Here is a 19,024-nt window from a genome sequence, read left to right on the forward strand (position 1 = left end):
GTGCCTCGCTCAGGTAGTCATCGGGTACTCATGTGCCGGTGGGGACAGCGGATCGTGCGCGGGGCGCTTGGGCGGGCCGTCGGATCAGGAACGTGGCGGCGTAGACGGCCGTCGCGACGGCCATGATGGCGAAGCTCGGCGGCATCTTCGGTACGGCGTAGGAGGCGAACAGTCCCGCCCACATCTCCAGCACCGCCAGGCCGGCGGAGAGTGCAAGGGCCCGGTAGGGGTGGTCGGTGAGCCGGATCGCGGCTCCCGCGGGGGCGGCGAGCAGGCCGAGCAGGAGCAGGGAGCCGACGGCCTGCGTCGCCTCGGCGGCGCTGATTCCGGCGAGGGCGAGGAAGCCGTAGCCGAGGAGCCGTACCGGCACTCCGCGCGCGGCGGCCACCGCCTCGTCGAGCGTGGCGAAGAGCAGCGGCCGGGCGATGAGGACCACCAGCAGGGCGACGCCGGCGGCCACGAGGGTGGCGATGACCGCACTGCCCGCGGAGATACCGAAGATGGATCCGAACAGCACGCTGATGCCGGCGGTGCCGTTGGTGGTGCTCCGGGAGGTCGTGTAGACGGTGATGAAGAAGGCGCCCAGGCCGAGGATCCAGGAGAAGACGCTGCCGATGACCACGTCATCGGGGCGTGCCCGGCGGCCGAGCGTGCCGAAGAGCACGGCCATGGCGATGGTGGCGGCGAACAGGCCCAGGCGAAGGTCGGCACCGAAGGCGAGGGCGGCCATCGCGCCGGTGAAGGCGACGTGGCTGAGTGCGTCGCCGGTGAAGACCTGGGCGCGCAGGACCAGGAAGTAGCCGACCAGTCCGCAGGCGGCGGCGATGGCGGTCCCGGCGAGGAAGGCGTGCTGGAAGAACGGCTGGGACAGCGGGGAGGCTGCGAGCAGGAAGGTCATGCCGTCACCTCCCTGGCGGCCGGAGTGGCCACGGCCCGGCGGCTCAGCACCTCGCGCAGTGAGCGCCAGCCCAGGGCGAGCAGGTATCCGGCGAAGGCGATGGTGGTCACGAAGAAGCCCAGTGGGTACGGCGAGTAATAGGCGGCGGTCAGCCCGAGCCAGGTGGCGGCGAACGCCAGCAGGACGGCCAGGGCCAGGCTCAGTGCCGGGCGGGGGGTCAGGACCTGGGCGGTGGCGGCCGGGATCACCATGAGGGCGAAGACGAGGAGGGTCCCGGTGATCTGGCTTGTTTCCGCCGTGGCCGCGCCGAGCAGGACGAGGAAGACCACGGACAGCGCGCGGACCGGTACGCCGCGCCCGGCGGCCACTTTCGGGTCCACGGAGGCGAACAGCAGCGGCCGTCCGAGCAGCGCGAGCGCGGCAAGTACCACCGCTCCTACCACGGTCAACACGGTGACCTGCGACGATGTGATCCCCAGGAATGTGCCGAAGAGGATGGTCTGCGGTCCCTCCAGCAGCCCCCGGTACAGGGCGGTGAACAGGAACCCGGACGCGAGCAGAAACGCCTGCACGGTCCCGGTCAGCGCGGATTCCTCATGGTCACCGCCGCCGCGCAGGGCCGCGATGACCAGCGCGGCGGCCACACACAGCGTGAAGTACCCGTAGACCGCGCTCACCCCCAGCAACAGCGCCCCGGCCGCGCCGGGGAAGGCGACCGCGGAGACGGTGTGCGCGGCGAACGTCTGCCGCCGCAGCACCACGAACCACCCCACGACCGCCGCGACGACGGCCACGATCGCGCCCGCGCGGAACGCGTTGACCATGAAGGGGTAGGACCACATCTCCTGGAAGTCGGTCAGCAGGTTCCACGACCAGGCCGGCGCCCCGCTCTCGGCGAGCATCATGACGGCCCCCCGGAATGCCGGTCGGTGTGCACCGCGGGCGCTTCCGGCTGGCCCACCACGACCAGCCGTCCGTCCGAGGTCCGCAGCACCTCCACCGGCGTGCCGTACAGCCGGGTCAGCGTCCCGGAGGTGATGACCTCCTCCGGTGTGCCGGCGGCGGCCCCGCCCTCGGCCAGGTACACCACCCGGTCCAGGTGGTGGAGTATCGGGTTCACGTCATGGGCGACCATGACCACTGACACGCCCTCCTGGTGGCTGATGCGCCCGATCAGCGCGGCGACGGCGCTCTGGTTGGGCAGGTCGAGGCTGTCCAACGGTTCGTCCAGCAGAAGCAGTTCGGGGCGGCGTATCAGCGCCTGGGCGATCAGCAGGCGCTGCTGCTCGCCGCCGGAACACTGTCCGATGGGCCGGTGCGCGTACGCTGACGCCCCGACCAGCTCGATCACCTCGTCCACGCGTGCGCGGGCGGCCTGCCGACGGGCGCTGGGGAACGGCAGCGGTACGCCCCACCGGTCGCCGTCCAGGCCCATGCGCACCACATCCACGCCGCGGATCCGCAGGGAGGCATCGAAGCTGCGGCGCTGGGGAAGGTAGCCGATGCGGTCGTTGGCCTGACCTGGCCGGGTACCGAGGACCCGGACCTCACCGGCCGCCGCGGGCAGGGCGCCGAGCAGCACTTTGATCATGGTGGACTTGCCGACGCCGTTCGGGCCGAGTACGGCGGTGAACTCGCCGGACCCGATGCGAAGGTCCACGCCCGACCAGAGCGTCCGGCCGCCGACCCGCACGGCGGCCCCGCGTAGGGCGAGCACCGGGTCGCGTCCGCTGTTCGGTGCGGTGTCGTGGCCGCCTGCGCGGCGGTTGGGGACGGTGTGGGCGCTGTGTGTGACGGCCTCGCGGGCCTTCGCTATCGGGTTCATGGCCTCAGCTCACTTGCCGGTCGCCTTGGCAAGGGCCTGCTCGATGCCCTGCAGTTCGGTGGTCTGCCACTGCTGGAAGCCGGCGCCGGCGGGGGTGAGCGTCTCGGTCACGGTGGCGACGGGGATGCCTTCCGCCTTGGCCTCCTTGACCTGCGCCTGGACGTCCGGCGTGGAGTTCTGGGAGTTGTAGACGTAGACCTTGATCTTCTTGTTCTTGATCTGCTGGTCGATGGTGGCCTTGTCCTTGGCTGTCGGGTCGGAGCCCTCGCTCATCGCGTCCAGGAACGTCTCCGGCGTCAGCATCTTCAGCCCCAGGCCCTCGGCGAGCGGGGTGACGATGGACTCGGAGGCGCCGATCGGGATGCCGGCGTACTTCGCCTTGATGTCGGCTATGAGCTTGTTGTACCCGGCCAGCGTCTTGGTCTCGAAGGTCGTCTTCTGCTGGTCGAAGTAGGCGGCGTCGGCCGGGTCGCTCTTCTTGTAGTCGGCGGTGATCTGCTCGATGACCTTGTGGACGTCGTCGGGGGAGTACCAGCGGTGCGGGTTCCCGCCCGGCTTGACGCCGACCAGGTCGCCGACCTTCAGCTGGGTGCGCCCGCTGCCGGGGTTGGCGGCCAGGAGCTTGTCGGCCCAGGCGTCGTAGCCGATGCCGTTGACGATCGTGTACTGGGCGCCGGCCACGGTGCGGGCGTCGGCGGCGGTCGGCTCGTAGTCGTGCGGGTCGGTGTCCGGGTTGTCGATGATGCTGGTCACCTTCACGTGGCTGCCGCCGAGCTGCGAGGCGATGCTGCCCCAGAAGTTCTCCGCCGCCACCACCTGGATCGTCTTGCCCGAGCCACTGCCGCCGCTGGTCGTGGCGGTGTCGCTGGTGTGCGAGGAGGAGGTGGAGCAGGCGGTCGCTGTCGCGGCGGTCAGTGCGGCTGCCGCGGTGATGAGTGCGAGCCTCGCGGACGGGCGGGCCGAGCGGGAGGCGGGAACGGGGAACATGCGGGGCTCCTTCGGGCGGTGCCGGTGCCGGACGGGAAGCGGACACGTGCCGGCGGTGCGGTGACACCATCCACGCTAGGTGCAAATGATTTTCACATCAATGTCAGATGAAAACCGTTGCCATCTTTTGACCGGTTGTACGACCGCGAAGGGCTGCCGTCCGCAGCAGCGGCGACAGCCCAGGAGTCGTAGGGTCCGCGGGACCCCGCATGCAGATCAGCAGTCGCGGAACTCCGGCGACTGGTTGAGGATCTGCGCGCGCAGTGAGGTGAAGCGTGCATGGGTCTCACCGCCGTGTGCGTCGGGGCGGAAGGCGGCGACGCGGTGGCAGTTCTGGAAGGCGAGGGCCACGCCGAAGTGCCGTTCGAGGCTGCCGCGGATGGCGTCGCTGGACAGGGCCCGCAGCAGCTGGCCGCGCTCCTTCTCGGAGGGCGGCGGGGTCTGGTTGTCGGCGAACTCAGCCGTACCTGAGCGCAGTTCGTCGGCGAGGCGCGCGATGAGGTCGTAGGCGTACGGGAGGGACGTGCGGACCGTTTCCACGAAGTCCTGCTCCCGCACCTCCCCGTTCTCGGCTTCGGCGAGCAGCTGCGGGGAGACGTCGAGCGACATGAAGGGCTGTCCTGTTCTGTGGTGGTACGGGTCTTGAGGCGGGCGGGGCTCAGGCGAGGGCGGCCAGGGCCTCGGGGCCGTGCTGGAAGTCGGGGTCGACCTGGGTGGCGAGGTCCTGGCCGGTGGCCTCGTCGGCCCAGGCGGCGGCGTTGCGCAGATGGAACTCGACGGCATGCCGCTGGAAGGCGGCCCAGTCCTTGGGGCGGGCGTCGACGGCCGCCCGCAGCCGGTCCAGCGTGCGGGCGTTGTGCGGTTCCAGTTCGCCGTGGCCGCGGCCCTGTTCCTGGGCGCGGACGTACGAGGACTGGACGCAGTGGGCGAGCAGGTCGTCGCCGACGTGTGTGCGGAGGAAAGCCAGGTCGTCCTCGCCGGTGACCTTGTTGCCGACGACGGCGACCGGGATGCCGAACTCGGCGGCATGGTCGCGGTACTGGCGATAGACGGACACGCTCTTCCGGGTCGGTTCGACGACCAGGAACGTCATGTCGAAGCGGGTGAAGAGGCCGGAGGCGAAGGCGTCGGCGCCGGCCGTCATGTCGACCACGACGTACTCGCCGGGGCCGTCCACGAGGTGGTTGAGGTAGAGCTCGACCGCGCCGAGCTTGGAGTGGTAGCAGGCCACGCCGAGGTCGCTCTCGTCGAAGGCGCCGGTGACCATGAGCGGGACGCCGTCCACCTCCTGGATGTGGTGGGAGTGGATCTCGTCCTCGTCCAGGAGTCGCAGCAGGCGGGAGCCGCGGCCGGGCGGCGTCGTCTTGACCATGGCGTCGCGGGACGGGATCCGCGGGTTGGTGCCTCGCAGGTAGTCCTTGATCTCGCCGGTCCGCGCGCTCAGTGGCGGCGCGGTGAAGAACTCGTCCTCCTTGAGACCCAGTGCGTACGCCAGGTGCTGGTTGATGTCGCCGTCGATGGCGACGACCGGCGCGCCCGAGCGCGCCAGGTGACGGGAGAAGAGGGCCGACAGGGTCGTCTTGCCGCTGCCGCCCTTGCCCACGAATGCGACGCGCATGGCTAACCACTCCTGTTGAAAATGGATGTCATGAGCATAGGCTGTTGGTGCGCTGGGGTGATGTCAAATCCATAGCACCCCAACGGGTCTGGCATGTAGGTGAGTTGGGTGACCTTGGCGTGGATGGGTTGGTCGCCTGGTGGTCGGCCTGGTGGGTCCCTGCTGTGCTTCTCCCGCCGGGAAGGGGGCCGTATCCCAGCGAGTGCAGAGTGCCGTCGGCTGGCCAATATCGAGCGCAGGCCGAGTCGGCGCGCGAGAGGGCTGAACCCGCATTGAGTGCGTCCAGCCTCCCACTAAGAGGGGGTTAAGCCCACTCTATGGAGAAGTAAAGAATTCAACCCGGCACTGCCGGTGGCCGGTATTCGGGGCTACGGTCCCCCAGCACCCTGTCATGTCACGCTCACACGACGTAACAGGATGCTGTGAGTGTCATGCTCCTGACTGCGCGGTTCCACCGCCGCTTACGCGCGTCACGGGCTGCCCATCCAGTGCGATACCCCACGTCAACCGGAGGCAGTACCCATGCGTGAGTCACGCCCGAGCGGGCGGAGACGGAGTCTGCGAAGACTCGTCGCCGTCGCCTTCCCCGCCCTCGCCCTGACCGTCGCCGGATTCACCGCCGCACCGACGGCCGGCGCCCAGCCTGCCGCGGCCCACCCTCAGACCTCCAAGGTCACGCAGAACGACAAGGCGCTGACCGCACCCGGGCGGCAGACCTACCACTCCACCGGCAAGGCCGGCCAGAAGGTGCCGACCCAGCACCTGTGCGCCACCGCCAAGCCCGGTCAGGCGTCGTGTTTCGCCCAGCGCCGCACCGACATCAAGCAGCGGCTCGCCTCGGCGCTCGCCGCCGCGGCCCCCTCTGGCCTCTCCCCGGCCAACCTGCACAGCGCCTACAACCTGCCCACCGCGGCCGGTTCCGGCATGACGGTCGGTATCGTCGACGCCTACAACGACCCCAACGCCGAGTCGGACCTGGGCACTTACCGCTCCACCTACGGCCTGTCCGCCTGCACCAAGGCCAACGGCTGCTTCAAGCAGGTCAGTCAGACCGGCTCCACCACCTCGCTGCCGACCAACGACACCGGCTGGGCCGGTGAAGAGATGCTCGACATCGACATGGTCAGCGCGGTCTGCCCGAACTGCAGCATCATCCTGGTCGAGGCCAACTCCGCGAGCATGGCCGACCTCGGCGCCGCCGAGAACGAAGCCGTCTCGCTCGGCGCGAAGTTCGTCTCCAACAGCTGGGGCGGCTCCGAGGACTCCTCCCAGACCAGCGACGACACCTCCTACTTCAAGCACCCGGGCGTCGCCATCACCGTCTCCTCCGGTGACTCCGCCTACGGTGCCGAGTACCCGGCGACCTCCCAGTACGTGACCGCCGTCGGCGGCACCGCGCTCAACACCTCCTCCAACTCCCGTGGCTGGAGCGAGTCGGTGTGGCACACCAACTCCACCGAGGGCACCGGCTCCGGCTGCTCCGCCTACGACCCGAAGCCGAGCTGGCAGACCGACACCGGCTGCGCCAAGCGCATGGAGGCCGACGTCTCCGCGGTCGCCGACCCGGCCACCGGCGTCGCGGTCTACGACACCTTCGGCGGGTCCGGCTGGGCGGTCTACGGCGGCACCAGCGCCTCCTCGCCGATCGTCGCGAGCGTCTACGCCCTCGCGGGCACGCCGGGCGCGAGTGACTACCCGGCGAAGTACCCGTACTCCCACACGAGCAACCTGTACGACGTCACCAGCGGCAACAACGGCAGCTGCTCCCCGTCGTACTTCTGCACCGCCGGTACCGGCTACGACGGCCCGACCGGCTGGGGCACCCCGAACGGCACCGCCGCCTTCACCGCCGGCTCCAGCAGCGGCAACACGGTGACCGTCACCAACCCCGGTAGCCAGTCCACCACTACCGGCGGCTCGGTCAGCCTGCAGATCCACGCGACCGACAGTGGCGGCGCCTCGCTCACCTACAGCGCCACGGGTCTGCCGACCGGCCTGTCCATCAACAGCTCCACGGGCCTGATCTCGGGCACCGCCTCCACCGCGGGCACCTACCAGGTCACGGTCACCGCGAAGGACTCCACCGGCGCCTCTGGTTCGACGTCCTTCACCTGGACCGTCGGCTCCGGCGGCGGTGGCTGCACCTCCTCGCAGCTGCTGGCCAACCCGGGCTTCGAGTCGGGCAGCACCGGCTGGACCGCGACCAGCGGCGTCATCACCAACGACACCGGTGAGGCGGCCCACGGCGGCTCGTACTACGCCTGGCTCGACGGCTACGGTTCCTCGCACACCGACACGCTGTCCCAGTCGGTGACGATCCCCGCGGGCTGCAAGGCGACCCTGACCTTCTCCCTGCACATCGACACCTCGGAGACCACCACCAGCACCCAGTACGACAAGCTGACGGTGACCGCGGGTTCGAAGACCCTCGCGACCTACTCGAACCTCAACAAGGCTGCCGGCTATAGCCAGAAGACCTTCGACCTGTCCTCGCTGGCGGGCCAGACGGTCACCCTGAAGTTCAACGGTGTGGAGGACTCCTCCCTTCAGACCAGCTTTGTCGTGGACGACACCGCCCTGACGACCAGCTGACCCGTACCAGATGAGCACCTGATCCCGCACGCGGAAGCCGTCCGCGTGTGGGATCTGTGCGTGATCGTGCTACATCACACCTGACTCCGACGGACGGCCGTCGGGCCATGGCCGACCGTGTGGTCAGCCGAGGTCGCGTACTCCGAGGCGCAGGTGCTCGATGTGGTGGACGGCCTGGTCGAGGAGTTGGGCGACGTGGTCGTCGTAGAGGCTGTAGACGATGCGACGGCCGTCGCGGCGGCCGATGACCAGGCCGAGGGCGCGCAGCAGACGCAGTTGGTGGGAGACGGCGGACTGTTCCATGCGGAGTTCGGCGGCGAGTTCGCCGACCGGGTACGGCCTGTGCCGCAGGGCGGTGAGGATCAGCAGGCGTGACGGGGCGGCCAGGGCCTGGAGCGTGGCGGCGACGGAGGCGGCGGTGGCCTCGTCGAGCCGGGCGGCCGCAAGGATGTCACGGCCACCGGCGTCGACGTCATCGGCGTGCACGGCTGCGGGCCTCGCGCGGTGGCCGGATGAACTGGAGCGCCAGCGCGGCGGGAGGTGCGGCGACGCCGGGTCCGCCCGCCCGCGCCCAGCGCAGCAGGTCGTCGGTGCAGTCGTCGTCCATGGCAAAGCCCACCCAGACCGCGTGTGCCCCGATCCGCCGCCCGGCGGTGGAGGGCTGGACGACGATGACGTTGGCCTGGTCGCAGGGGCCGAGGCAGTCCGTCGTACGGACCTGGAAGCCGCCTTCCGCCGCGCCTGCGCGCAACCGGTCCAGTTGCCAGGCATGGTCGGTGTCGATGGGGGTCCCCCCGGTCGAGCGAAGCCGAGACTGGGGGAGCTTGCGGGGATTGCCGCAGCAGCAGCCCCGGCAGACGACGAGGGTGCAGGGGCGGGGTGCGGCTGCCCGGATCACGGAGCGGTTGCCGGTGGCACCCGGCCAGGCGGGACCATTCCTGGCGAGCCGGCTCACAAGGAGGTCCGGGAGGACAGGCCGTACATCCGGATACGGCCGTCGCGCCAGGCCACGGCCAGTAGGTGCGGGCCGGCCCAGGCCAGTGCCGCGACCGCCGCGCCGGTGCCCTCCAGCTCGCGCGCGGGCCGCAGACGTGCCTGCGGTCGGCCGGCGATGGCGTGCCACAGGGCCACGGTCCCGTCATCGCCGCCGCTGGCGAGGTGGCCGCCGGCGCCCGGTCGCCAGGCGAGCGCGGTGACCGTCTCGTGGCAGCGCAGGGAGCGTGGGGCGGTGCCCTCGGGGCCCTTGCCGGAGAAGTCCCACACGGTCACGTCGGGGGCGCCGTCGGCGGCCAGCCAGAAGCCGCTGTCGTCGAAGGCGAGGCGGGAGACCTTCTCCGGGTAGCCGGACATGGTCAGTTCGCCACCGTCACGGGCACGCCAGATGTGGATGGAGGCGTCCTGGTTGCCGCTGCAGATCCACCGTCCGGTGGGCGCGACGGCGAGGGCGAGGTGCGAGCCGACGTACGGGTAGGTCGCCACGGGCTTCTCGGTGTGCCGTTCGTGGCAGCGCACCGCCCCGTACGCCGCCACCGCCAGCCGCCGGCCCTGCCGCATCCAGGCGAGGTCGGTCACGGTGGATGCGGCAGGCTCCGTGCGCCACAACTCCTCGCCGTCGGCGTTCAGTACGAGGGTGCGGCGGCCGGAGGCGACGGCGACCCTCCCCCAGCCTCGGCTTCGCTCGGCCGGGGGGACCCCCATCCCGTCCGCCCAGGCGGCCGCGGCCGACCAGGCGCCGGACTCCCGGACGGTCGTACGGCCGTCGGTGCGCCGCCACAACGCGTACCCCATCGGGCCGGTGACCACCACATGCCCGGCATCCGGGGAGAGTGCGACCTTGAGCGCACCGCCGGGGAGGTCGAACGCCCCGATCTCGGCGCCCAGCGCCGCGTCGAGGACCTTCACCGTCCCCTCGGCCCCGGCGACGGCTACCAGATCACCACGCGCGCTCAGCGCGACGGGCGCGTCATCGACGCCGACGTCCCAGGCGAGCGGGGACTCCACCGCAGTACTCACGCGGCGGCTCCCGCCGTGGCCAGGCAGTCGGCGAAGCCGCGCTCCAGCGACTCGCGGTCGAGATTGCGACCGATGAACACCAACTTGTTGCCGCGCACTTCGTCCTTCCGCCAGTCGCGCCCGAAGCTGCCGTCCAACAGCATGTGCACGCCCTGGAAGACGTACTGCTTCGGTGTCCCGGCGATGGCGAGGATGCCCTTGGAGCGGAACAGGTCGACGCCCTTGGTCCGCAGCAGGCTGCCGAGCCAGGCGTTGAGCCGGTCCTCGTCCAGCTCTCCGGTCAGCTCGATGCCGACGGAGGTAACGGTGGTGTCGTGCTGGTGCTCGGTCTCGGTGAGGAAGGCCGGGTCGTCGGCGAGTACCCGCTCCAGGTCGAAGGCGCCCACGTCCAGCACTTCCTGGAGGTCGATCGCGGCGTGCCGGGCGGGGACGATCCGGACGCCGGCGTTGATGCCGCGGATGCGGCGCACGACCTCGATGACAGTGTTGTCGTCGGCCAGGTCGGTCTTGTTGAGGACGATCCGGTCGGCGAAGGCGATCTGCTCCACGGCCTCGTTCTCCACGCCCTCAGGCTTGACCTCGTCCAGGTGCTGGAGCACATGGCCGGCGTCGACGAGCGTGATGATGGCGTCCAGGCGCAGTTGGGAGGCGATCTCGTCGTCCATGAAGAAGGTCTGCGCGACCGGTGCCGGGTCGGCCAGGCCGGTGGTCTCGATGAGGATGTGGTCGAACTTCTCGCGCCGGCGCATCAACGCGCCCAGGATGCGGATGAGATCCCCGCGCACGGTGCAGCAGATGCAGCCGTTGTTCATCTCGAAGATCTCTTCCTCGGCGTCGAGCACGAGGGCGTCGTCGATGCCGACCTCGCCGAACTCGTTCTCGATCACCGCGATCCGCAGGCCGTGGTTCTCGGTGAGGATGCGGTTGAGGAGGGTGGTCTTGCCGGAGCCGAGGAAGCCGGTCAGGACGGTGACGGGGACCCGTTCATCGCGCGGCTCGCCGGGTTCGGGGGTGGTCAAGTCATTCTCCCAGTCCTGCTGTTGATGTGCTGTGGTCGTGTTGTTCCGTGGCGAGCAGGGCGGCTCGCAGGTCGTCCTCGGTGATCTGGTCGGTCGGGCGGTGCAGCGTCCAGCGGCGGGCCTCGCCCTCCATGGGCAGCACGGCGACGATCGTCTCCAGCGGGGGGCAGCCCGGTTCGGTGCAGGCCAGCTGGCGGATCATGACGGCGGTGTCGTCGTCGAGTCCGAGCAGGGTGCGCACGGTCTCCTTCAGCCGGCGCAGCTGCGGGCTCGGTCCCGCGGGTCCGGGGCGCGATCCCAGTGGCATGGCGGTTCATCTCCTTCGTCTCCGGACGACGGCCGGCACACGTCCGCGCAGGGGAGGCAGTCGGTGCAGATGCCGGTGAGTTCGACGGTGTGCTCGACCGCGGTGAAGCCGGTGTCGGCCGTGATCCGGCTCGCCCACTCTTCGACGGCCTCGGAGTCCACCGGGCGGCTCCGGCCGCAGTCGCGGCACATCAGGTAGTGGCGGTGCCCGTCGGCGGGGCGTAGCCGGTAGAGCCGCCCGCCGGTGTCGTCGCGTACGACGTCGACACTGCCATCCGCCTCCAGCTCATGGAGGGCGCGGTAGACGGTGGTCAGGCCGATCGCGTGGTCGCCGGCCACCAGAAGGGCGTACAACTTCTGGGCCGACACGAAGTCCTGGCAGTCCACAAGTGCGCGTGTGACCGCTCTGCGCTGTTGGGTCGTCCGGCCGCCCATGCCACATCACCCCTATGTATGGCTCGTGTCGGGTAGGCACTCCCACCGTAGATGGAAATGAAATCCATGTCCATATGACTGATCGGTCATATATGGCCGTGTCGCGTCTCCCGCGTCAGCAGTGGAGTGCCGACGAAGTAGGCAGACGGCAACGGCCCGCCGCACCAGCACTGGTGCGGCGGGCCGTGGGGCCGGTTCCAGCGGCCCGGACGGGGGCCTGCGGGCATGGGTCCACTGAGACGAGGAAAGGGCTGGGCCCGCACCGCAGCAGTGCGATGCGGGCCCAGGCCTTGTCGGTCGGACGGTGCCGCCGTCAGAAGGCGCCGGTGCCGTTGGGTGTGCCGAGGCCGGTCGGCCCGTCGTAACCCGGCCTTGCGGTGCACAGGTAGCTGCCTCCGCAGGAGCCGTTGCTGCCCGACGTGACGTCGTTGAGCGCCGATGTGTGGCTGTAGGGATACGAGCCGTTGACGACCTGAGAGGTGTTTCCGGCCAGTGCGTAGACGCTCGCGATGATCGGTGAGGAGACGCTGGTGCCGCCGACTTCGACCCATCCGTCGGCACCCTGTGCGAGACCGAGTTGAAGTTCGGTGTCGCACAACAACGCGCCGCCGCAGCTGCTGTACGTGTCGCGGACCGCCACCCCGGTGTTGGGATCGGCGACCGCAGACACATCGGCGATGGAACGCTTGGCGCATCCGGAGTCGTGCTGCCAGGACGGCTTGGCCTCGTACGCCGAACAGCCCGAGCCCGCGCCGCTCCAGGCGGTCTCGGTCCAGCCGCGCGAGTTGGACGCCTTGCTCAGCGAGGTGCCGCCCACGGCGGTGACGTACGGGGAGGAGGCGGGCCAGGAGACGCCATAACCGGAATCGCCCGAGCTCGCTGTGATCGCGACGCCGGAGTGCTTGAAGTGGGAGTCGAGGGAGGTGATGGTGTTGTCCTCGGACCCGCCCCAGCTGTTGGAGACAGAGACGACGCCCGAGGTGGTGGCGGCGGTGTCCTCGGCCGACATGAGATCCGGGACGTTCGCCGAGTTCGCCTCGACCAGGAGGATGTGGCAGCCAGGGCAGGTCGCCGAGACCATGTCGAGGTCGAGGCTGATCTCCTCGGCCCATCCGTAGTCACCGGAGGGCAGCGGTGATGCCTGGCCGCTCTGGTTCACCTTGCGGAAGCAGCCGTTGGCGGTGGTGCAGGACGGCAGACCGTAGGCACTGCGGTAAGCGGCCAGGTCGGACTCGGCATGCGGGTCGTCCATGGCGTCGACGATCGCCACCGTCCGGCCGGATCCCGAGGTACCGCCCAGGTGGTAGGCGGAACGCAGATCGGACGGAACGTACCCCGCCGTGGTCGGGGATCCCATGGTGAACGGTGACATACGGCCCGAGGAGGTGCGGTGGGCCTTCAGGACGCCGAAACAGCGGGCTTGTCCCGCTTGCGAGGGATGGGCGCAGCCGAACCCCGTTGTACCCGTGGAGGCGGACGCGCGCGGGGTGGACGAGAGAGCGGCGGCCTGGACCCCGGTGGCCAGGCCGACGGTGAGGGCGGTGACGGTAAGTGTGAGCACCGCGGTGAGGGCAGCGGCCGACCGCCGTACCCGGCGTCTCGGTCGGTGGCGGCGGATCACCGGGGATCCGGAGGGTATCTCGCTTCGGTGCATCAAACCTCCGTGCGGTTTCAGGCGGTTCGGACGGGCCAGACATGACGAAAAGCAGCCTTGACAAACGGCATGTCAGATCAGCTGCGGGCCGGTTGGTTCACCATGCGGCCGCCCTCTTGTACCGGTCAAGGTCATGCCAATGCAGGTGTTGTGAGGCTGTCGCGGTCAGCGAGTGAACCGCTTTTGGTGCTGGCGTGTCCGCGGTAGTGCCCACTCGGGGCAACGAAAACTCCGGCCTCACCTGTGGGCTGAGAGCGTGGACACGCTTGTATGTCTCAGCATCCCGGCGCACCAGGGCGTCGCGGTGCTGTTGTTCGGTGCCGACGTGGTCCGCGAGGTCGGTCAGGGTGCGGGCGGTGCGGCCGGCGACGGTGCCCACCGGAGGATGCATCCGAAGTCGTCCGTCGTCGTCCTGGACCGGTTCCTGCTGGGGCGTGACTTTGCGACGGTCGCATGAGGACGGGCGAAGGGTGATCGACACCGGCAGAGACGCCCTTCCTGCTGGGCGACCCTCAGCCGTTCCCCTGAGGGAACGAGCAGCCTGGTCCTCAAGGCCGCGTAGTTGGGCCGTGCTCGCGAACCGCCTTCGGGCACCGGGTAGGTGACGGGCGGGAGGTCCGGGTTGTCGCACGGATGGCGGATCACGGATCGCTGGTCGCGTCCTTGTACAGGTCGGCCGCCAGGCTGCCCAGTGTCACGCTGTAGGACACGTCGTCGGTGTCGCCGCCCTCGTCATAGCCGCCGAGGACGCCGACGACCTGGCCCTCACTGTTGATCCAGGGGCTGCCACTGGTGCCGTGGGTGAAGGCGGGGCAGTCGATGCGCTGCTGGGTGCTGCTGTGCGCGGTCGGCTTGTTGGTGCAGCTGATGGGCGTCTCGCGGGAGTCGGGGTAGCCGATGACGGTCACGGCGGTGGCTCCGGTGGCCGTACCGGTCGTGAACCGGTTGGCTCCGACGACGTCCTCGATCGCCTTGCCGCCCTGGTCGTCGACGGTGGCGAACGCCAGATCGCTGTCCTCGTCCTCGTCCTTGGTCCATCCGGCGGGCAGATAGCGGTGCCCCAGCTTCCATACCCCGTACGGCGCCTTCCCGTCCCGGTAGCCCGGCACGAACACCAGGTCGGTGTCGGGGTCGCTCACGCAGTGCGCGGCGGTGGCGATGAGGTCGCCGTGGGGGCTGTGCACGACCGAGGCCGTGCAGAGGTGCCCGCCGGACAGGTCGTCGGCCCGGTCCGCGTCGAACAGCGCACCGACCCGCGCCGTCTGCCGATTGGCGACGACGTCGCCGGTGGCCCCTGGGGCCTGTGTCGGAGGTCCCGCTTGCCCCGCGGGGCCCGCCGTCCGGGCGACTTGCGACACAGGGCCTGAGGGCTCGGGCCTGAGCTCGGCGGCCGCCACGGACGAGGTCAGGGTGAGCATCGCCACGGCGCCGAGCAACGCGGGACGCGAGGTGACCAAGATGCGTGAGATGCGCTCCATCAGTGATCACTCTGTCTCACGAAGGTGAGACACACGCTCCGACTTAACTGAGATTTTCCTGTGAACCCATCGATGTAGCGTCCTTCGAGCCCGGCGACACCCTCCTGCTCTACACCGACGGCGTCATGGAAGCCCGCGACGCCGACGGTCGCTTCTCCCCGTTCGAAGCGCGTGCCGCCCAGTGGAGCAGCGCGGGCCCGAATCGCTGCTCCACCACATCCGACGCGGTCTGCTCGCGCATACGCCTTGACGACGACGCGGCTCTCGTCGCGCTCCAGTGCATCGCCGCTCTCGTAGTCACCGACCTGGTGTCCGAGTGGAACCGCCTTGACACGCTCCACAGGCACGTGCGCGTGATGGTCTGGGAGGGCGAGGAAGGTACCGGCCCTGAGGACGCGGACCTCACGATCGAGATTCGGCCGGACATCGACGACCGTGACGCCTGACCGCAGGTCCGGTACCTTCCTCGCCCTGTACCGGGGCATCACCCGCTTCCTTGTCGGGGACACCGCCGACTGGACCTAGTGGCTCTGCCCAGATCCTTGGCCCGGTAAATGATCTCTGCGGTCGGTTGATCGCGCTAGCCTCCTGGGATGACTCGGATCGGCCGGTATCGGTGGCGTACCCGTCTGCCCAGGCACCTGCCTTGGTTCCTTGTTGAGCGAGGGCTCGCCGACAAGGGCAGCCAGGATTGCGGAGCCCATGAGTGGTACAACCACGAAGCGTTGTCGCGCGTTGCTACCACTGCGAGGTCGGCGAAGCTTTCTGGGTCGTGCCTTCCGGCCACGCCTGACCTCCTGGGTGGTTGATAAGGCGTTCGTCCAGGACCAGGCTGTCTCCAGATTCTGATCTTGGAGGTGGTCGTGGGGCGTCCTCCCGGAGTGTTCGTCCGCCCGGTGACCTTGGAGGAGGGCCGCCGGCTTCAGCGGATCGGCCGAACGTCGAAGGACCCGGTGAGACTTCGGCGCGCGATCGTGGTGCTGATGTCCGCCCAGGGGCAGTCGGTGCGGGACATCACCTCGCTGCTGCAGGTCGGCGAGGACTACGTACGCGATGTCATCCACGCGTTCAACGAGCGGGGGTTCGACGCGTTGGACCCAAAATGGAGCGGGGGACGCCCGAAGACGATCGGTGACCAGGTGCGCGAGCGCATCTGCTTGATCGCCCGGACGTCCCCCGCCGACTGGGGTATCTCTGCGTTCTCCACCTGGAGCCTGGCCAAGCTCGCCGAGCACCTGGTCACACGCAAGGTCGTCACCGCCATAAGCCGCGAGACTCTGCGGCGGATCCTGCGCGAGGGCAAGGTCTCGTGGCAGACGACGACCACCTGGAAGGCGTCCACGGACCCGGCCTTCATCGCCAAGATGCACCGGGTCCTGGAGCTCTACGACACCCCGCCCGTCGACGGCCGGGTGGTCTGCGTGGACGAGTTCGGCCCACTCAACCTCCAACCCCGCAAGGGCAAGGCGTGGCGTCCCGTGGGTTCACCACGCCGGCTGCGGGCCACCTACAACCGCTACGACGGTGTGATGCACATGCTCGCCGCCCTCGACCTCGCCACTGGCAAGATCTACTACCGCATCCGCAAGCGCAAGCGGTGGCGCGAGTTCCTGGGCCTGCTCAAGGCCCTGCGGGCCCGCTGGCCCGGGGAGAAGCTGTACGTCGTGCTGGACAACTTCTCCCCGCACAAGCACCCGAGTGTGCGCGCGTGGGCGGCGGACAACCAGGTCGGGCTGGTCTTCCTGCCCACCTACGGCTCGTGGCTGAACTGGATCGAAGCCGAGTTCGCAGCCCTTCGCTACTTCGTGCTCAACGGCACCGACCACCGCAGCCACGGCGAGCAGAACGCCGCCATCGGCGCCTACGTCCGCTGGCACAACAGCCGGGCCGAACCGAAGACCAACTTCGCCCCCGGCTCACCCATCCGCACCTGGACCCATTACCCGGCCAAGGCTGCGTGACAAGCCGCTAGCGGTTGCCTTGTTCGAGCTGGCCGGCAGCTGGCCAGGCCCTGTCGTCGGCGGCCAGCCATGGCTCGTTCGCGGCGGTGGCGGGGGTTTCCCCGGTGAACGCGCGGACGTCGTGGTGAAGGTGGGACTGGTCGGCGTAGCCGCCGTCCGCCGCCACCCGCGCGGGCGAGTGCCCGCGGACCAGGCGGTGAACGGCGCGGTCGAAACGGACCAGCATGGCGGCGCGTTTGGGAGTCAGGCCGATCTGCGAGCCGAAGCGCGACCAGGTGCGCTGCCGACTCCACCCGACCCCGGCCGCGAGGTCGCTCACGCGGGTTCGTCCCTGGCTGGCGACGATCTGACGCCACGCCCAGGACACCTCTGGATCGACGGTCCGGCCGGCGGGGAACCGGGCGGACAGTTCCGAGTCGACGAGCGCGAAACGCTCCGGCCAGGTCCGCGCATGGTGAAGCCGCTCCCGCAGGCGCGCCGCGTCGCGGCCCCACAGCTCGTCGAGCGCGATGACGCCTCCGCACAACTCCGCGAGCGGTAGCCCGAGTACGGGGTGCGCGACAAGCGGGGACAGCCGGATCTGTACACACTCGACGCCCTCGGCGCGCACCTGGAAGGGGTTGAAGGCGAGCCCAACGGCCAGGCTCTCCGCGCGCGTTCGACCGACCGCGCCGTGGAAGTTGAACGGGCGGTCGCCGAACTCGATGGCCACGGTGACGGCTGGGTGGGGGATGGTCCGCAGTTCGATCGGGCTGCTGCCGCCTATGCGGAATCCGGCCATGTCGACGCCGGGCAGCGCGGAGACCCGCGACGGCCGCGCGATCTCCCAGGCGGCGGTGGAGTCGGCCCCGGGGCGGACAGGTTGCATGCCCCAACGGTACGAGCGGGTGGAGGCGACTTCAACCAGCCCGGGAGGCAGGACATTTCCCCAATACGCCTGGCGGTGGCCGGCGCGACAGTGATGGCGTTCACCGACCGAAGGGCAGGAGAAGCCATGGACGAGAAGACGACCGCCCCGCACAGCCAACCCGCCCGCAGCCACCCGGACACACCGCCGGGCAAGCCGCGCGGACGACGCAGCCGGAGCCGGCGGAGGCGGATCACCGTGCTGGCCGTCGGCGTGCTGACCGCCCTGCTCACGCTGAACACGGTGTCGGTCCTCACGCAGACCGCCGACGCCTCCGGCGCGCACCTCGTGCACATCCCCGGCGGGGACCTCAACGTCGTGCAGGACGGCCCACCCGACGCCCCCACCGTCGTCCTCATCCACGGCCTTGGCGGCTCGACGAGCTGGTGGGCCCCGGTGCTGCCGGCCCTGCGTGATCTGCACGTGGTGCGGGTGGACCTGCTCGGGCACGGCGGATCGGCCAAACCGGCCGACGGCTACGGCATCGCGGACCAGGCGCGCCGGGTCGGGACCGCGCTCGACCGGCTCGGAGTGCGCCGCGCGACCGTCGTCGGACACTCCACCGGCGGCGCCGTCGCCACGTCGCTGGCCGAGCAGCGGAGCGACCTGGTGGCGGCGATCGCGCTGATCGACGCCGGCCCCCGGCTGGACGCCTACATCGGCGGCAGCTTCGTCGACAACTTGGTGACCACACCGGTGGTGGGGCAGCTGATCTGGCGGCTGCGCACCGACAGCACCGTCCGTGCCGCCCTGAGCACGGCGTTCACCCGCAAGGTGGCGGTCCCCGACCGGATCGTCTCGGACATCCGGGGCATGACCTACCGCAGTCTCACCGCCACCGACGAGGCGTCCAGCGCCTACCTGAAGGAACGGCCCCTCCCCGACCGGCTGGCAGGCCTCGGCCTGCCGACCCTGGTGATCTTCGGCTCGCGGGACCGGCGGTGGCAGCCGTCCAGTGCGCAGGACTACCGCCGGGTGCCCAACGCCCGCATCGTGATCCTCGAAGGCGTCGGCCACACACCCATGTTCGAGGACCCCGACGCCACGGGAGCCCTGCTGCACGGCTTCGCCACGGAGACCGCGCCACACTGATCACCCCTCGCCGGTCCCGCAACCGCCCGTCACGGGATTGCCGCACCTGACCGGCCGTGTTTCCCGGCCGACCTATCGAGCCGAGCCACTAGTGTTCCGTGATCCGGTTCGTGTCACCTGCAGTGTTCTGCCTCGTTGAGCCAGGCATGGATCTCTCTCTTGAACAGGCAGCGGAATTACGGAAGTTGGCGGCGGACCGGCATACGGCGGCGGATGTGGTGCTTCGGGCCCGCATCGTG

The 19,024-nt window shown here is 69.8% G+C and carries 20 protein-coding genes; 5 read left to right on the plus strand and 15 right to left on the minus strand.

Going from position 1 to position 19,024, the window contains the following annotated elements; genetic code table 11:
• Positions 1-28: 28 nt before the first annotated feature.
• From IE277_RS43205 to IE277_RS43230, 6 genes are all read right to left on the minus strand, one after another.
• Positions 29-898: a metal ABC transporter permease gene (locus tag IE277_RS43205; RefSeq protein WP_189959194.1), complete on the minus strand. Its 870-nt coding sequence runs from the start codon at positions 896-898 to the stop codon at positions 29-31.
• On the minus strand, positions 895-1,803 hold the full coding sequence (locus IE277_RS43210) for a metal ABC transporter permease (protein ID WP_189959195.1): 909 nt from the start codon (positions 1,801-1,803) through the stop codon (positions 895-897). Before IE277_RS43210 ends, IE277_RS43205 begins: the two co-directional genes overlap by 4 nt.
• Positions 1,800-2,723: a metal ABC transporter ATP-binding protein gene (locus IE277_RS43215; RefSeq protein ID WP_189959196.1), complete on the minus strand. Its 924-nt coding sequence runs from the start codon at positions 2,721-2,723 to the stop codon at positions 1,800-1,802. Before IE277_RS43215 ends, IE277_RS43210 begins: the two co-directional genes overlap by 4 nt.
• A gap of 9 nt (positions 2,724-2,732) precedes the next feature.
• Positions 2,733-3,710, minus strand: a complete 978-nt coding sequence (locus IE277_RS43220) for a metal ABC transporter solute-binding protein, Zn/Mn family (RefSeq protein ID WP_189959197.1) — start codon at positions 3,708-3,710, stop codon at positions 2,733-2,735.
• Positions 3,711-3,926: 216 nt separating this feature from the next.
• Positions 3,927-4,319 (minus strand): SCO5389 family protein, encoded by a 393-nt coding sequence (locus tag IE277_RS43225; RefSeq protein ID WP_189959198.1) that lies wholly within the window; start codon positions 4,317-4,319, stop codon positions 3,927-3,929.
• Positions 4,320-4,368: 49 nt separating this feature from the next.
• Entirely contained in the window at positions 4,369-5,328 is a 960-nt protein-coding gene (locus tag IE277_RS43230; protein WP_189959199.1) for an ATP-binding protein, read from the minus strand.
• Positions 5,329-5,850: 522 nt separating this feature from the next.
• Between IE277_RS43230 and IE277_RS43235 the strand changes: the two genes are divergently transcribed.
• Positions 5,851-7,920, plus strand: coding sequence for a putative Ig domain-containing protein (locus IE277_RS43235; RefSeq protein WP_189959200.1), 2,070 nt, complete (start codon positions 5,851-5,853; stop codon positions 7,918-7,920).
• Between the two features lie 123 nt (positions 7,921-8,043).
• Here the strand turns inward: IE277_RS43235 and IE277_RS43240 are convergent, their stop codons facing one another.
• From IE277_RS43240 to IE277_RS43270, 7 genes are all read right to left on the minus strand, one after another.
• Positions 8,044-8,406: an ArsR/SmtB family transcription factor gene (locus tag IE277_RS43240; RefSeq protein ID WP_189959201.1), complete on the minus strand. Its 363-nt coding sequence runs from the start codon at positions 8,404-8,406 to the stop codon at positions 8,044-8,046.
• Positions 8,393-8,815, minus strand: a complete 423-nt coding sequence (locus tag IE277_RS43245) for a (2Fe-2S) ferredoxin domain-containing protein (protein ID WP_189959211.1) — start codon at positions 8,813-8,815, stop codon at positions 8,393-8,395. Before IE277_RS43245 ends, IE277_RS43240 begins: the two co-directional genes overlap by 14 nt.
• Before the next feature lie 56 nt (positions 8,816-8,871).
• Positions 8,872-9,933 carry a WD40 repeat domain-containing protein gene (locus tag IE277_RS43250; protein WP_189959202.1) on the minus strand — a complete coding sequence of 354 codons (1,062 nt, stop codon included), beginning with the start codon at positions 9,931-9,933 and terminating at the stop codon, positions 8,872-8,874.
• Positions 9,930-10,952: a CobW family GTP-binding protein gene (locus IE277_RS43255; RefSeq protein ID WP_189959203.1), complete on the minus strand. Its 1,023-nt coding sequence runs from the start codon at positions 10,950-10,952 to the stop codon at positions 9,930-9,932. Before IE277_RS43255 ends, IE277_RS43250 begins: the two co-directional genes overlap by 4 nt.
• A gap of 1 nt (position 10,953) precedes the next feature.
• Positions 10,954-11,259 carry a hypothetical protein gene (locus IE277_RS43260; protein ID WP_189959204.1) on the minus strand — a complete coding sequence of 102 codons (306 nt, stop codon included), beginning with the start codon at positions 11,257-11,259 and terminating at the stop codon, positions 10,954-10,956.
• Positions 11,202-11,693 carry a Fur family transcriptional regulator gene (locus IE277_RS43265; protein WP_189959205.1) on the minus strand — a complete coding sequence of 164 codons (492 nt, stop codon included), beginning with the start codon at positions 11,691-11,693 and terminating at the stop codon, positions 11,202-11,204. Before IE277_RS43265 ends, IE277_RS43260 begins: the two co-directional genes overlap by 58 nt.
• 313 nt (positions 11,694-12,006) lie before the next feature.
• On the minus strand, positions 12,007-13,254 hold the full coding sequence (locus IE277_RS43270; protein WP_189959206.1) for a S53 family peptidase: 1,248 nt from the start codon (positions 13,252-13,254) through the stop codon (positions 12,007-12,009).
• A gap of 349 nt (positions 13,255-13,603) precedes the next feature.
• Here IE277_RS43270 and IE277_RS49965 point away from each other — a divergent pair, with 349 nt between their 5' ends.
• Positions 13,604-13,804 (plus strand): hypothetical protein, encoded by a 201-nt coding sequence (locus IE277_RS49965; protein ID WP_189959207.1) that lies wholly within the window; start codon positions 13,604-13,606, stop codon positions 13,802-13,804.
• Between the two features lie 184 nt (positions 13,805-13,988).
• On the opposite strand, the gene IE277_RS43280 is transcribed toward IE277_RS49965, so the two are convergent.
• A complete protein-coding gene (locus tag IE277_RS43280) occupies positions 13,989-14,825 on the minus strand; it encodes a trypsin-like serine peptidase (RefSeq protein ID WP_189959208.1) in 837 nt (278 codons plus the stop codon).
• A 125-nt stretch (positions 14,826-14,950) separates the two neighbouring features.
• Here IE277_RS43280 and IE277_RS43285 point away from each other — a divergent pair, with 125 nt between their 5' ends.
• Positions 14,951-15,271, plus strand: coding sequence for a hypothetical protein (locus tag IE277_RS43285; RefSeq protein ID WP_189959212.1), 321 nt, complete (start codon positions 14,951-14,953; stop codon positions 15,269-15,271).
• Positions 15,272-15,778: 507 nt separating this feature from the next.
• Positions 15,779-16,786 (plus strand): IS630 family transposase, encoded by a 1,008-nt coding sequence (locus IE277_RS43290; protein ID WP_229882459.1) that lies wholly within the window; start codon positions 15,779-15,781, stop codon positions 16,784-16,786.
• Between the two features lie 7 nt (positions 16,787-16,793).
• Here the strand turns inward: IE277_RS43290 and IE277_RS43295 are convergent, their stop codons facing one another.
• Positions 16,794-17,654: a helix-turn-helix domain-containing protein gene (locus IE277_RS43295; protein ID WP_189959209.1), complete on the minus strand. Its 861-nt coding sequence runs from the start codon at positions 17,652-17,654 to the stop codon at positions 16,794-16,796.
• Positions 17,655-17,780: 126 nt separating this feature from the next.
• Here IE277_RS43295 and IE277_RS43300 point away from each other — a divergent pair, with 126 nt between their 5' ends.
• Positions 17,781-18,785, plus strand: coding sequence for an alpha/beta fold hydrolase (locus tag IE277_RS43300; RefSeq protein ID WP_189959210.1), 1,005 nt, complete (start codon positions 17,781-17,783; stop codon positions 18,783-18,785).
• Positions 18,786-19,024 lie beyond the last annotated feature (239 nt).

Source organism: Streptomyces alanosinicus, assembly GCF_014650595.1.
Lineage (GTDB): Bacteria > Actinomycetota > Actinomycetes > Streptomycetales > Streptomycetaceae > Streptomyces > Streptomyces alanosinicus.